Raw genomic sequence first — 12,389 nt, 5'->3', positions numbered from 1 at the left:
AGTTGAACGATTGCGTTTGAGCGTAGCTGCTTTATGTCGGGCGGCTTTTGATATACAGATTTTCTCGTTTGATCAGCAATCGACTAGTCAATCGTCACTGATTTTGCTAGTGGTGTTCTATAGCGTCTCGGTGTAGGTAGTGGTGCTTCGTCGTTGATGGCTAATCCGTAGCTTGCGTCTGAAAATCGGTTCCAAAACCAAAATTACGACCCTTGTGCTATGCGGCCTGTAGCCGAGCCTCCTCGTGTTAGTTTTGGAATCGTTTTTTGCGTTAACACCTTGATAAATGGGCGCTTATGGTACGGTCTTGAAAACCGTCGATGGGCAACTATCCTAGGGTTCGAATCCCTACGCTTCCGCCATACAAAAGCCCCTAAATTCGGGGCTTTTCGTGTTTCTGGGGTATGCGTTTACGCCAGATGATTCGCGCATGTGTTCCGCATCTTTTAAGTGGTGTTCCGCAACTTGGCTTGTTGAACCCATCACCGGGTAGGCTTTACAACCTCGCCGACGCGGCGGTAAACCACCTCCGTTATACGCTTGTCGGTGTGGCCGAGAAGCCTGCTTGCATGGGCTAGGTCCTCGATTTCGCTGGCGGCCTTTGGGCGGATATCTCGGAACTGGAAGCCCTTGATCATCTCGGCCAGGGCCGGGTCCATGTCCTCAATCGCCCTGTCTGCCGCCGCCTTTCTCGCGTCATCCCATCGGAGTCGAAGCATCGACTTGGTGACGTTTCGGCCGTCCTCTGTGTTGATCAGGTAAGGGCCGCGCACACCTCGCTCCCTACGCTGCAGCAGCAGACGCTCAAGCAGCATTGACAACGGGCTCTGCTCACCGTCAGTGGCCAGGCGTATCCGAAGCTTCTTGGCCGTCTTGCCCTGGTCGATTTGCAGGTAGCCGTCGACCACATCTGAGGCCCTTGAGGCCAGGACATCGGCTGGTCGCTGACCGGTGAGGTAGGCCAGGTCCATCGCATCCTTGAGTTCCGGTACGGCGACTGCGTACACCGCATCCCAGATTTCAGGGCCGGCGTAGAAGTCCCGCGGCACCTCCTTATTCTTGCGTACACCCTGGCAGGGGTTCTCCCGGTTGGTCAGGCCCCATTCACGGGCGATGTTGAGGATGTGCGACAGGGTGGCGATCTCTCGGTTTGCCCGGACCGGCGCCGTCCTGGCGTCGCAATACTTCGCTACGTGAGCGGGTGTAATGCCGTCGATTGAAGCCTTCTCGAAGTAGCTGGGCAACTGGCGTATCTCCGCCAGGTTGTCCTTCTGAGTGCGCGGCGCCTTCTTCGGGATGATGTCGCGCTCGTATCGGTCAAAGATCGCACCCATGGTGACCAGATCCTTGGGTTTCTCCTTCGCTTCCAGCTCGGCTCACTTCAGCCTTGCCAAATTCAGGTCAGTGCCCAGCGGTACCGGCTTCCCAGACTTATCCAAGTAGAAGTAGCTGATCCACTTCTTGCCAGGGTTTTTCTTGCTCTTAATAGTGCGCTTGCGCCAGTACATGCCTGGCGGCAGGTCACGGTTCTCAGTCTTCCTTAGGCGCATTTCACCTCACCTTCGAAATGTCAGGTGTCCACTCAGGGAATACTGGTGGTGGCGACGCCGTTGGCATTATTCCAAGGCTCACGCCTAGCTTCATGCGGACGTAATGGCGGTCAACCAGTGGGCGCCCGCTGCGGGTTTCAACGAATATCCAGCCACGTTCCTCTAGCCAGCGACGCTGATATCCCCTGGCCTTATAGCCAGTCAGTTCGGCTAGCTCTTCGTCCGAAAGAATCTCGGTTTGCATGTGATGGTCTCCACGCCGCTGGTGGCGGCAGGTGTGATTAAATGGGGCCTCAATCAGGAGGATCGATATGGGCAAGACAGCCAAAAAACCTTTCTACTTCGCAGGTGCACCGCTCATTGCGATTGGTGCCGCGTTCGCCGCTATAGGTGCGTCGGGGCAGGAAGCCTTCGGCTACACCGCAGTTGGGCTACTGGTGCCTGGCTTGTTGTTGCTCAGTGCGGGCTATAGGTCGAGTCGCCAGCGGGCTTAAGTTGGTGGGGCGGGGTTAGGTTCGTGTTTCGAGCAGGTCAGTCATGGCTCGATCCTCTTGAACTCGACGACCCATACCCACGGATTGTTTTCCCAGGCTTCCGGACCGTTGATGGAAACCCACAAGTCCTTGAGCATGGGCTTTGGCAGTGACTCTCCTTGCGGTTTGGTGAGCTTCATGTCCACGGCGTGCTCGCTCGTGCCAACACCCTCGGCCACACACTGCTCGTCGTTGATGTCCTGCAGCCGCTCGAACAAACTAAAAAATCGTGGTTTGCGTTGCTCGTTGGGGAGCTAGTGGAGAGAGCTGGGGCTGCATTTTTATAAGGTATTTTTCCAGGATGTTTTTATCATGAATTTGTATGTTGAGATTTTTTTGGGGTTTGTGTTTGTTTCAATTTCTGTGCACGCTTTGCATCTAACTTTCTTTTCTGGGGTTAAAGAGGTTCAGAGGGATGTAAGTCCTTTAAATAGCACTTTCATTATTTCGTTGGCGTTGGCAGTGGCGGTGGTGGTTCTGATAGCGTTTATTATATTGGGTAAATCTGATCTTGCGATATCTAGTAATATTGGTCAGGTGGGGGATTTTATTGGAGGTCTCTTAAATCCAGTTTTGAGTTTTTTGGCGTTGTTGGTTCTGCTTAGAACCACCTTGATACAAACCAATGAGGCAAAGAAGACAACCGCGTTCATGGCTACTCAGCAAGGTATTATGGAGAGGGAAAAATTCGAGAATACTTTTTTTCAGCTTGTCGGGCGATTGGATGACTATGCTGAAGTGCTGTTTCGATCCGAAACTGATAGGTCGAAACGGTACGCATATCAACTGCGTCAAAAGCTAGTAAAGAAAAGGGATGAGTTTGATTTGATGTCCTGGAAAGCCGGGGTTGATGCATCGGCCGAATATGTCAGGGGTATAATTGCGGGGGACTTTGATCGTTTAAATGGTTTCGCTAGAAAAGCGTCTCATTGCCTATATTTTATTGATGGCTCAGGTATAACGCCGGATGAAAAAAATTCTATTATAACTACTTTATTGAGGTCTTTCATCAGTATGAGTATTCGCTTTTTTTGACAATAATTTTCCTGAGGAGCCCTAATTCTGTAAGTATTGTGAAGGGTAATAATCTAGCTAATACGTTGCGCTCAGGCTCTCTTTGTTCTGTTCATGTGTATAATTTGTTTGGTGCTGATGATACGTCGTCGGTCTATCCGTTATTGACACATCCTGAGGGTATGAGGAGGACGGAATCATCGGAGCCTTCATGATATTATCCAAGTGCATGATTTTGAAAGTTGATTCTTCTGGTGGCGTTGTGAATCTGCTTGGCTTTTCGCCGTCCGTGCCGAACGCGTTCGGTGATGTGTTTCATGCTGCTCTTTGCTGATTCCAGGCGCTGACAGCGGCAAAGATCTTGGCGGCTTTTGCTTCGCCGAGCGGTGTCGGTTGGGGTGGCGATCCAGCTGGACGCTACCAGGTGATTGGGGGGGCCGTGCTCCAGCCTCAGTCTGGTCTTTCTTCCCCCCTACACCGGTCTTCGTGGCCGGGAGGAATGGTGGCAATTTGGGTTGGGGTGGGGTATTACGGGTGACCGGCATGGGGCCGGATGGATGGATGGATGGATGGATGGATGGATGGATGGATGGATGGATGGATGGATGGATGGATGGATGGATGGAGTTTTGCCAATGAGTCAGATGGACTTTGAGAAAGACTTTCGTGAATTCAGGCAAAAGATTGGAGTGCGCAGAATTGATGTGAGCTCTGCGATTGGCTATTTAGAGATGCTCGCAAAAAACTGGAGCCAGTGCAGTGCCGAGAGCCTCGATAACATAGTTTCAATTGCCCATGATGACATGGCCAGCAGGATTAACGGTGAAGTACTTGGCAAGAGGTTCATCATCCACTATGCCCCAATTGGCCTGGAAGCTCATGGGGCTGTTGAGGTCGCATTAAGTATTCCCGATCTAGTTACCGGCGAACCAATTGAGCTGACTCGGTTCATGATAACTCCCAAAGGACTAGTCCTTTCGCCTGACGGCAACGGGTTGATCGATCTGTCCTATCAAGGCCAGGACTTGAAGTTTCTCGCTGCTATAGCGAGCCATGTGATGGACTCTCCCTCAAAGGCTTAAGCCGGATTCACTGGGTTCTACCGCCTCATCTCCAGGAAACCGCTTCAGCTCAGCCATACTGGCCTCTTTGAACTGACGCGCTAGTTTCGGCGAGATGAAAAAGGCTGGTGCGTCAGATCGTTCATGTCAACGCGCCCACTCATCATGGTCCTGCGCGAACCAGCCATGGCGCTCGATCTCGGCAGCCAGCACAGCCTTGATCCCGGCAGGCATGTTGAAAAACACCTTCTCGATGTCCAGCTTCGCAGCCTTCTTCTTCTCGCGCTCGCGGTAGTCCGCAGAGTGCTTGGCGGCTCCCGCCTTCTGCTCCGTCATGGCCGATGCCTCTCGATTTGCATGCGCCGCCCTCCGTGCTGGTGGCGGCATGGTGGCAATTTGGGGCGAGATGGGGTAATAGAAGAATGTAGAAAAGGTGGATGGAAATGGAGTTTTTATGGCAGTAAAACGGGTCTATCATTTTTGTAACGCTAAATATGGTATTGAGAACTTGGAGCGGCAGCGGCTCAAAGTGGCTACCATTATGGATTTAAATGATCCATTTGAATTTTCATGCAATCATCAATCGGACAAGGCAGTCAGAAGGACGTTTAAGGAACTAAAAAAAACAGTATCGGAAAATCTTGGGTTGATCTGCTTTAGCGCAAAATTCAATAATCCTGTCCAATGGGCGCACTATGCCGAAAAGCATCAAGGGCTTTGTCTTGGATTTGATGTCAGTGAAAGTGATTTGATGCAAGTAAAATACAGGTCCAGCAAGATTAGGCTGACGGACACTGACTTGAATGATCCTATGGCGTTCAAGCGCTGGATGGAGGCATATGCATCTACTAAATTCGTTCATTGGAGATACGAGCAAGAACATAGACTGTTTGTTGATATTTCTAATCTCAATAGGTCTGAGTTGATTTTTCAAGAAATCAATGACCGAATTAAGCTGCGGCAGGTAATAGTCGGGAGTCGAAGCAGGATTACACGCCAGCAGGTTCAGGATGCATTGCGTGGCTTTGATCATGCTGTGGAGACTTTTAAAGTTAGGCCGGCTTTCAGCACATTTAATATGGTGAGAAACAAAGACAAAACGATGTGGCTGTGACAATTAGGTGGCCACGTTCGGCGCCGAAGTCGAAAACAGCCTCTTTCACTGGGTCATGGCCAATAACTACCAAGCCGCTGGGCGGCAGATTGATGTGTTGCTGGCGCCGGCCGTGCGGGCCAGTGCTGGCGGCATGATGGCAATTGGGGCTGTAATGGGGTATTACGGGTGACCGGCATGGGGCCGGAACAGGAAGTGAACAGTGGGGAAGCGCAATTTCACCGGGGTGAAGAATCCGCGCCGGGTAATGGCTGGGAAAATCGCATATGAGCGCCGTAAAGCGGCACAGGACGAAGCAGACAAGGAGGCGATGAAGTGGATTTCGCCAATTATTTTGGCCCTATTCGTAATCGGCCTGTTTGTTGCGTTAGCAAAGTGAGCATCAGGTATCTGAGGTGAGCCGAAGAGCCTCGCACGCGCGGAAATTCTCAAGCTTTCGCACCACAGACGGTGACACTGTGATTTCGTGGCGCGGAGGCTCCAATAGCGGAAGCGCGCCGCCTGGGCCGAGCCCATGCAGGTGATGAATCATCAGCGTCATTGCCTCGCCTTGTTCCTCGATCCCTGCCCACTCCATCAATTCCAGCAGGGCCTGTTTAGTGCCTGATCGGACCTTCAAGCGCAGATCTTCTTCCTGCAATCGCTCGGCCCTCTCACGCCGGCGTCGGTCGCGCTCGGCTTGGTCCATGGCCATTCGGCGCCTCCGTTAATCTGCAGGGCTGTAAAGTACGGTTTTGCTCGATACGCCCGCTTCCATCGCCTCTACAAAACGCATGAGGCTCAGTCCACAATAAAGAGCTTGGCTCCAGTAGCCGTCGACGACCGGTGCGCCTCCGCATTGTCCCCCACTTGATAGCTCATACCCGGCTGCAAGGTGAAAACCCGACCATCCTCCAACTCGGTGTCCAGCCGACCTTCCAGGCAAAATAGAATATGACCCTTCCGGCACCAATGATCGGCTACATATCCTGGTGTGTACTCAATCCATCGAACCCGAACCTCCCCAAACAGACAGGTACGCCAATACGCCGTACCGTTCTCGCCCGGATAAGCGACAGGATCGATTTTTGACCAGTCCGTGGTACCAAACGGGATTGCTGTCAGCTCCATGACAATCTCGCAGAAACAGTGAGCCCTGAACCGTACCGATGAAATCGCTCTGTCGATAGGCACAGACCGCTGGGAATTTGGACATACAGACAGTCCAGCGAACCTGCCTCAGGGGCCAAGCTGCTTGAGAACTGCCGCCACAATCGCTTCCGGCCTGTCTTCCTGCATCAGGTGGCCTGAGTTCTCTACTCGCACGCAGGGCTGTCGGGAGATAAGCCCAGCAAGACGCTCCCCCTGGGAATAGGGAATCCAGGCGTCCTCCGAACCCCAAAGTACCGATACGGGGCAATCCAGCTTCCCGTATAGCGGTTCGACTTCGTCGGTGTAGCGCTGATTCATCTGTGCGATCTGCCTGTAGAAGGCCGCCTGGCCAATCGGCCCCAGCCATGGAGCGCTGTACGCTTGCAGGGCTTCGTCACTGAGGGGATTGGCCGCAGCGGTTTGCAGATAGGCTGCCAGCAGCGCCCGGTGCATGTAGTCGGGCATCCCGGTAAAGGCGGCCTCATGTTGACGGACATGCTGAACGAAAGGAGAGCCCCAGGGGGCCAGGGCTACCGCATCAAAAATGGTGAGGGACGCATAGCGCAGGCCATTCAGGTAGTACGCGCGCAGCGCTGTCGCGCCTCCAAAGTCATGAGCCAGGACATCAGGGCGCTCGATGCCCCATTCCTCGAAAAGCGCAGCCATGACGTTGTTCTGCATCGCCAGTGAAACGTCCTGGCCTTCTCTCATTTCAGACAGGCCATAGCCAACCAGGTCGAAGTAATACACGGTCCTGCGGTCAGCGAGATGAGGTATGACGCGCCTCCATACCTGCGAAGAGAAAGGGGTACCATGGATGGCGACCAGCGGCGCGCCTGTCCCCATTTTTCCCCATCTGACGGTGTTGCCTTCGATGCTCGATGCGTAGGGTAGGTCCAACATTGCTCACCTCACATTGTCATTTAGCTAAATGACTATATGATGCAGGCATGGACAGATCAATACAGATGAAAGCGATGAGCAGTGAGGTTCGCATGGCGATCCTTCGGCTGCTCGCAGCACCTCGTGACCACTTCGCTGAACAATGGTCGGCAGACCCCGTCGAGTTCGGCGTCTGCATGACCCTTATCGCAAGTGCGCTGGGTATTGCCCAGCCAACAGCGAGCCGGCACCTTGAAATTCTCAAGCAGGCGGGGTTCATCTCGGTTTCAAAGCAGCAAAAATGGTCGTACTGCAAGCGTAACGATGCCGAGATTCTCGAGTACCTGAAGTGGCTCAGGCTTGAGTTGGCGCCGGGTGGATGTGTCTAGCAGTTTTGGTTCGCTGGTGCTGCGCAGCACAGTAGGCGATCCGCTTCACCGCAGAGCAAACAAGGAGAGTGAGTGCCAATGGGCAGAAGGTTGGAAAAGGTCCGAGAGTGGCTCACGCCACGCAGGCGCATCTGGGCAGGCGTAGGTCTGTTAGCCGCGTTTTTTTTGATTCCGGCAGTCAGCTCAGGAACGACGGTGGATTGGCTGATAGGGCCAGCAGCCGTTCTCCTTACAGGCGGCATCATGCCCGAGCCGACCAGAAGGCAATAAGGCGCTGACGCGCATCGCCCTCATGTACTACACGTGAACCGCAGACTTCCCTTGGTGATGGCATGTTGCTACATTGCGCCCCGCCCATTTCCAAGGATTGAAGCTCAACATGAAACCAATGCTTTTTCTGGCAGTTATTGCGACCAGCGCTGTTTTGAGCGGCTGCGTTGTCCAAAGCTCCTACAGCAAGACCATTGCTGTCACGAAGGACGCTGAGGGAAAAGTCGTGCAGACCGTTGAAACCGAGACTGTTATTCAGCCTGGTCAGGGCTACCCAATGCGCCTTCAGTTGATCAAAGGCATTCAGCCAAACTGATAATTGCCCGCGTGTAGAACCCGCCCTCCGGCGGGTTTTTAGTCCAGGCGTCAGCTGCTGCTGGTTGGATGCCGAGTGGGGTGATGCGCTCAAACTTCCGGTATCCCTTTTTCCCAGGCTGCCCAATTCTTCAGAATCTCCTGCACCAGCGGATTCCCAGTCCGATAGAGATTTTCCAACGCCGGAACAAAACCGCCCTGGTCGGCATACTCGAGCAGATTCTCAACCTCGCTGCCCCCCGGCTCAGGCCGATCAAAGTCAGACCCCGCCCGCACCACCGCCACCCGCTGCACATCCACCAACCCTTCACGACTGGCCCGCAGCAGCGCTTCATAGGTGGAGTTATCTTCCTGCTGTGTAGTGCAGTACTCCCCCTTGTTATCCGTCAGCAACCGAGTCCAGGCCTCGGCCCGCTCACTCAGGCGCGTCCCGGAAAACCAGGTGTTGCCCGCCACGGTGTCGCACCGGGTCACCACTGGCGGCTGGTTGGCCGGCGCCATCGGGTACTTGAGCCGCCAGGCCGCCGATTCCTTGCTCTCGCTCAGGCTCACCCCGCGTGACAGGGCATAGGCCTTGGCCTGCAGCTTCGGATTGAGCTCGAAGACCTCGGTCTTGTAATCCAGCGGCGGCTTCTCGTTCGGGCCCTTGGTGTTGATCCCGAGGTAGCCCGTCGGCCAGTCCTTGGGCGCATCCCGCGAGTCCAGCTCCCATTGGGTGCCGAACTCCACCAGGTAATGGGCCCAGGCGGTGGTGCCAAGGGTCCCGTGCTTCGGGCTGATCCCGGCAATCCCCGCGACCAGGAAGTAGCTCTTGCGCAGGTCGAACTTCGGCGACAGCGCCAGTGCCAGGGTCGAGGCCGCGGCGTTGGTCTGGCCCATGCCGGTCACCAGCAGGCAGACGTCCCGGCTGTTGCAACGTATCACCGGATATTCCGCCGACAGGCCTGGCACACGCACCTCCTGCTTCAGTTCCAGGCGCTCGATCCAGTGCTGGGCCTCGGGGGCGAACATGGCGATCAGCATCACCTTGGGCTTGATCGGCGGCGCAGCCGTCTCGCCGGCCTGGGTCGGCGAGGTGAGCAGGATGCCGCAGGCCAGGCCCACGGCGAGGGAAAGACGGTGCATCGGGTGCATGCGAGCCTCCATGGCGCAAGTGATCAGAACTGGTAGCCGACCCCGGCGTAATACCCCCAGCCATCGGACCGGCCGCGGAAATCGCCGTCGCCGAAGTTCAGCTGGCTGCCATCCTGCCAGTTGCCGCCATTGTGGAAATGGCGGCCCACCAGGGTGAAGCGCAGGTGGGTGAAGGCGTACAGCAACACGTTGGTGGATACCGTGGCATTGGCCGTGCGGTTGGGGTTGTCCTTGTGCAGGTCCGAGCCGAAATCGAAGTTGGTGAAGCCGATATAGGTCAGCGAGGCGCCGTTGTCGAACTTGCCGAGGGGCACGATGTACTTGAGCTGGGCCCGGTAGCCGTCCCACGAGTACTCGTTGCTGGCTCCATAGTTCTCCCACTGGTAACGGCCATAGAAGTTGGCCGACAGATTGACCCGCGAATGGGTGTCGATGTCAGTGCCCAGGCCGCTGTACAGGGTATTGGCGCGGTTGGCGCTGTTGCTGCCGTGGTCGTAGATCCAGTCGAAGGCTACATACCACTCCTTGAACGGGCCGACGGCCAGGCTGCGGCCGGCCAGGTAGTCGATGGAGATCCGCGGCTCGTGCTCCATGAACAGCGGCGAGCCGTGGTCCCACGCGCCTTTGTCATGGCTGTTGCCGATGTCGAGGATCTTCGGGATGTCGATGTAGCCGTACAGCTCGAACGGCCCTTTGCGGCCGAAGTACTCGTATTCCAGGTAGATATCGTCGACAGGGCGGGGTCCGAAACTGATGTCCTTGGTGCCGATCAGGGTGAAGTTCTGGTTGTACCAGTCCGACAGGTAGGGCCCCGATTTGGCCGGTGCGGCGGCCGGGCTCAGGGTCTCGCCCTGGGCTGACTCGCTGGGGGGATTGTCCTGGGCCTGGGTGGTGACGCTGAGTAGTCCCGTAACAGCGCCCAGTAGCAGTTTGGCAGCCAGGGAGGAGCGGGCCGTTGTGGAGAAAGACGGTCGGTGCATTGAAAATCCTTGTTCATGCGGGGGTAAGCCCCTGGGGGCTGCGATGTGTCGAGAGCTGCGGCGATTGTTCGTTCAATGGCCATGAGCAAACGTTTGCATAGTCTGTACCAGATCACCCGAGGTCGTTGAAATAAAAGCTGATTCGGCGTTGGAGCTGATCCCTTGGTTAGAAAAACGCCCTGAAACCGGGCATGGCGCGCAGGCATGACCGAATCGGGGGGCCTGATGTTCCTGCCTCGCAGCAACCCGCTCGATTGAAATAATTCAGCAAAAAATGGGTTCTAGGATGGCCGCCGCCCACGGACGGCATGTGTGCCGAGCCGCTGACGTGTTGCACCATTTGAGTCTCGCAAGGAGAACGCAGGATGAGATCGACCATGATCAAGCGGCTGCACCTGGGGATACTGACTGCTCTGTTGGCGGTCTCGGCAGAGTCCGTCGCGCAGGCGCTTGTCCAGGCACCGGCGGGGCCGGTCCAGGGTGTCGTCATCGACAATGTGGCCGTCTACAAGGGTTTGCCCTACGCCCAGGCGCCGATCGGCCCGCTGCGCTGGCGGGCGCCAGTGGCCCTGGCGGCCTGGACGCAGACGCGTGTCGCGGACGATTTTGCCGCCGCCTGCCCTCAGCCAAGGCCGGCAGGCCCGAGCCTTTACGCGCCAGCGCTGCCCAAGATGTCCGAGGACTGCCTGTACCTCAACATCTGGACGCCGCCGGAGGTCGAGAAGGCCCCGGTCATGGTCTGGATCCACGGTGGCAGCCTGATGGCGGGTGCCGGCAGCGACGGCCTCTATGATGGTGCGGCGCTGGCCGCCCAGGGCGTGGTTGTGGTGACGATCAACTACCGTCTCGGCGTGCTGGGCTACCTGGCCCATCCTGAACTGAGCGCCGAGAACCTTGATGGCGTTTCGGGCAACTATGGCTTGCTGGATCAGATCCAGGCGCTGAAGTGGGTGCGCGACAACATCGCGGCTTTTGGCGGCGATCCGTCCAATGTGAGCATCGTCGGGGAGTCCGCCGGTGGTCTCAGCGTGCTCTACCTGATGGCTTCGCCCCAGGCGCGAGGGCTGTTCCACAAGGCGGTGGCGCAGAGCGCCTACATGATCTCCACGCCTGAGTTGCAACGCGCCAGCCATGGCGATGTGCCGGCGCAGGAGAGCGGTCGGCGATTGGCGCAGCGCCTGAAGCTGGATATCGCGGGCCTGCGCAAGATGGAGGCGATGGCGTTGGTCAGGGCCGCCGAGGCCATCCGCTTCATGCCATCGGGGACTGTCGATGGCAAGATTCTGCCGCGCCAGTTGGTCGATACCTTCAACCGTGGCGAGCAGGCACCGGTACCACTGCTGGCGGGCTTCAATGATGGCGAGATCCGCTCGTTGCCGTTCCTGGCGCCTCCGGCTCCGGCGACTGCGCAGGCGTATGAGGCCACCATCCGCGCACGGTATGGGGATCTTGCCGATACGTTCCTGCGTCAGCATCCGTCATCCGCGATGACAGAAAGTGTCCAGACTGCCGTTCGGAACGCCATGTACGGCTGGACGGCCGAGAAGCTGGTGCGCACACAGACCGAACTCAGCCAGCCTGCCTACTTCTATTACTTCGATCACGCCTACCGCGCGACGAATGAAGCCAAGCTCCACGGGTTCCATGCGGCGGAAATCCCCTACATTTTCGCGACCTTCGACCGCACGCCGGCCGCTTGGCCGCGCCCCCCGCTGACCCGTGGCGAAGCGCGTTTCAGCGAAGCCATGAGCCAATACTGGGTTTCGTTCATCCGCACGGGCCAGCCGCAGGCCGAGGGACAGGCGCAATGGCTGCCCTATGGGCAAGACCGCAATTACCTGGCCTTTGAGGACGCTCCACGAGCAGGCCGACATCTGGCGCAGGGCATGTTCGAGTTGAACGATGAGGTGGTGTGCCGTCGCTTCAAGGAGGGCGGCGTACCCTGGAACTGGAACGTCGGGCTGCGGGCGCCTTTGACAATGCCGCCTGGCTGCTGACCCGCTTCGGGGCTGAGCG

General features: G+C 56.7%; 15 protein-coding genes and 1 pseudogene. 7 read left to right on the top strand and 9 right to left on the bottom strand.

Features of this window, described 5'->3' with window-relative positions:
* Positions 1 to 482 precede the first annotated feature (482 nt).
* The 3 genes and pseudogenes from HU751_RS22545 to HU751_RS22535 form a co-directional block, all read right to left on the bottom strand.
* Positions 483 to 1,550: pseudogene (locus HU751_RS22545) on the bottom strand (tyrosine-type recombinase/integrase).
* 1 nt (position 1,551) lies between these two features.
* Positions 1,552 to 1,794: a DUF4224 domain-containing protein gene (locus HU751_RS22540; protein WP_186733660.1), complete on the bottom strand. Its 243-nt coding sequence runs from the start codon at positions 1,792 to 1,794 to the stop codon at positions 1,552 to 1,554.
* A gap of 291 nt (positions 1,795 to 2,085) precedes the next feature.
* Positions 2,086 to 2,301, bottom strand: a complete 216-nt coding sequence (locus HU751_RS22535) for a hypothetical protein (RefSeq protein ID WP_186733661.1) — start codon at positions 2,299 to 2,301, stop codon at positions 2,086 to 2,088.
* Positions 2,302 to 2,395: 94 nt separating this feature from the next.
* Between HU751_RS22535 and HU751_RS22530 the strand changes: the two genes are divergently transcribed.
* Positions 2,396 to 3,118: a hypothetical protein gene (locus tag HU751_RS22530; RefSeq protein WP_186733662.1), complete on the top strand. Its 723-nt coding sequence runs from the start codon at positions 2,396 to 2,398 to the stop codon at positions 3,116 to 3,118.
* A 548-nt stretch (positions 3,119 to 3,666) separates the two neighbouring features.
* The gene (locus HU751_RS22525) at positions 3,667 to 4,179 is read left to right on the top strand and encodes a hypothetical protein (protein ID WP_186733663.1); all 513 of its coding nucleotides are present in this window, start codon (positions 3,667 to 3,669) and stop codon (positions 4,177 to 4,179) included.
* Positions 4,180 to 4,305: 126 nt separating this feature from the next.
* Here HU751_RS22525 and HU751_RS26915 read toward each other — a convergent pair whose 3' ends face one another.
* On the bottom strand, positions 4,306 to 4,494 hold the full coding sequence (locus HU751_RS26915; protein ID WP_225933368.1) for a hypothetical protein: 189 nt from the start codon (positions 4,492 to 4,494) through the stop codon (positions 4,306 to 4,308).
* Between the two features lie 118 nt (positions 4,495 to 4,612).
* Between HU751_RS26915 and HU751_RS22515 the strand changes: the two genes are divergently transcribed.
* Positions 4,613 to 5,272, top strand: coding sequence for a DUF2971 domain-containing protein (locus tag HU751_RS22515; RefSeq protein ID WP_186733664.1), 660 nt, complete (start codon positions 4,613 to 4,615; stop codon positions 5,270 to 5,272).
* Positions 5,273 to 5,474: 202 nt separating this feature from the next.
* Positions 5,475 to 5,651 carry a hypothetical protein gene (locus HU751_RS22510; RefSeq protein ID WP_186733665.1) on the top strand — a complete coding sequence of 59 codons (177 nt, stop codon included), beginning with the start codon at positions 5,475 to 5,477 and terminating at the stop codon, positions 5,649 to 5,651.
* Positions 5,652 to 5,654: 3 nt separating this feature from the next.
* Here HU751_RS22510 and HU751_RS22505 read toward each other — a convergent pair whose 3' ends face one another.
* From HU751_RS22505 to HU751_RS22495, 3 genes are all read right to left on the bottom strand, one after another.
* Positions 5,655 to 5,966, bottom strand: coding sequence for a hypothetical protein (locus HU751_RS22505; protein ID WP_186733666.1), 312 nt, complete (start codon positions 5,964 to 5,966; stop codon positions 5,655 to 5,657).
* A gap of 86 nt (positions 5,967 to 6,052) precedes the next feature.
* Positions 6,053 to 6,382 carry a DHCW motif cupin fold protein gene (locus HU751_RS22500; RefSeq protein WP_186733667.1) on the bottom strand — a complete coding sequence of 110 codons (330 nt, stop codon included), beginning with the start codon at positions 6,380 to 6,382 and terminating at the stop codon, positions 6,053 to 6,055.
* 108 nt (positions 6,383 to 6,490) lie between these two features.
* A complete protein-coding gene (locus tag HU751_RS22495; protein WP_186733668.1) occupies positions 6,491 to 7,306 on the bottom strand; it encodes an alpha/beta fold hydrolase in 816 nt (271 codons plus the stop codon).
* 65 nt (positions 7,307 to 7,371) lie between these two features.
* On the opposite strand from HU751_RS22495, the gene HU751_RS22490 reads away from it, so the two are divergent.
* Positions 7,372 to 7,674 carry an ArsR/SmtB family transcription factor gene (locus tag HU751_RS22490; protein ID WP_202892796.1) on the top strand — a complete coding sequence of 101 codons (303 nt, stop codon included), beginning with the start codon at positions 7,372 to 7,374 and terminating at the stop codon, positions 7,672 to 7,674.
* A 388-nt stretch (positions 7,675 to 8,062) separates the two neighbouring features.
* Positions 8,063 to 8,260, top strand: coding sequence for a hypothetical protein (locus tag HU751_RS22485; RefSeq protein WP_437181064.1), 198 nt, complete (start codon positions 8,063 to 8,065; stop codon positions 8,258 to 8,260).
* Between the two features lie 89 nt (positions 8,261 to 8,349).
* Here HU751_RS22485 and HU751_RS22480 read toward each other — a convergent pair whose 3' ends face one another.
* Together HU751_RS22480 and HU751_RS22475 are read right to left on the bottom strand one after the other, a co-directional pair.
* Entirely contained in the window at positions 8,350 to 9,393 is a 1,044-nt protein-coding gene (locus tag HU751_RS22480) for a purine-nucleoside phosphorylase (RefSeq protein WP_186733671.1), read from the bottom strand.
* A 23-nt stretch (positions 9,394 to 9,416) separates the two neighbouring features.
* Entirely contained in the window at positions 9,417 to 10,373 is a 957-nt protein-coding gene (locus HU751_RS22475; protein WP_186733672.1) for a nucleoside-specific channel-forming protein Tsx, read from the bottom strand.
* 377 nt (positions 10,374 to 10,750) lie between these two features.
* Here HU751_RS22475 and HU751_RS22470 point away from each other — a divergent pair, with 377 nt between their 5' ends.
* Positions 10,751 to 12,370 carry a carboxylesterase/lipase family protein gene (locus HU751_RS22470; RefSeq protein ID WP_186733673.1) on the top strand — a complete coding sequence of 540 codons (1,620 nt, stop codon included), beginning with the start codon at positions 10,751 to 10,753 and terminating at the stop codon, positions 12,368 to 12,370.
* Positions 12,371 to 12,389: the final 19 nt, after the last annotated feature.

It is taken from the genome of Pseudomonas peradeniyensis, assembly GCF_014268935.2.
Classification (GTDB): Bacteria; Pseudomonadota; Gammaproteobacteria; order Pseudomonadales; family Pseudomonadaceae; genus Aquipseudomonas; species Aquipseudomonas peradeniyensis.
The sequence above is the reverse complement of the archived record's forward strand: the minus strand, read 5'-3'. Positions and strand labels throughout refer to the sequence as shown.

Excerpts from the sequence above, each read along its gene's own strand:
- HU751_RS22475 (WP_186733672.1), bottom strand. The coding sequence starts at position 10,373 with ATGCACCGACCGTCTTTCTCCACAACGGCCCGCTCCTCCCTGGCTGCC.
- HU751_RS22540 (WP_186733660.1), bottom strand. The coding sequence starts at position 1,794 with ATGCAAACCGAGATTCTTTCGGACGAAGAGCTAGCCGAACTGACTGGC.
- HU751_RS22530 (WP_186733662.1), top strand. The coding sequence starts at position 2,396 with ATGAATTTGTATGTTGAGATTTTTTTGGGGTTTGTGTTTGTTTCAATT.
- HU751_RS22505 (WP_186733666.1), bottom strand. The coding sequence starts at position 5,966 with ATGGCCATGGACCAAGCCGAGCGCGACCGACGCCGGCGTGAGAGGGCC.
- HU751_RS26915 (WP_225933368.1), bottom strand. The coding sequence starts at position 4,494 with ATGACGGAGCAGAAGGCGGGAGCCGCCAAGCACTCTGCGGACTACCGC.
- HU751_RS22525 (WP_186733663.1), top strand. The coding sequence starts at position 3,667 with ATGGATGGATGGATGGATGGATGGATGGATGGATGGATGGATGGATGG.
- HU751_RS22485 (WP_437181064.1), top strand. The coding sequence starts at position 8,063 with ATGCTTTTTCTGGCAGTTATTGCGACCAGCGCTGTTTTGAGCGGCTGC.
- HU751_RS22470 (WP_186733673.1), top strand. The coding sequence starts at position 10,751 with ATGATCAAGCGGCTGCACCTGGGGATACTGACTGCTCTGTTGGCGGTC.
- HU751_RS22515 (WP_186733664.1), top strand. The coding sequence starts at position 4,613 with ATGGCAGTAAAACGGGTCTATCATTTTTGTAACGCTAAATATGGTATT.
- HU751_RS22500 (WP_186733667.1), bottom strand. The coding sequence starts at position 6,382 with ATGGAGCTGACAGCAATCCCGTTTGGTACCACGGACTGGTCAAAAATC.
- HU751_RS22480 (WP_186733671.1), bottom strand. The coding sequence starts at position 9,393 with ATGCACCCGATGCACCGTCTTTCCCTCGCCGTGGGCCTGGCCTGCGGC.
- HU751_RS22495 (WP_186733668.1), bottom strand. The coding sequence starts at position 7,306 with ATGTTGGACCTACCCTACGCATCGAGCATCGAAGGCAACACCGTCAGA.
- HU751_RS22490 (WP_202892796.1), top strand. The coding sequence starts at position 7,372 with ATGAAAGCGATGAGCAGTGAGGTTCGCATGGCGATCCTTCGGCTGCTC.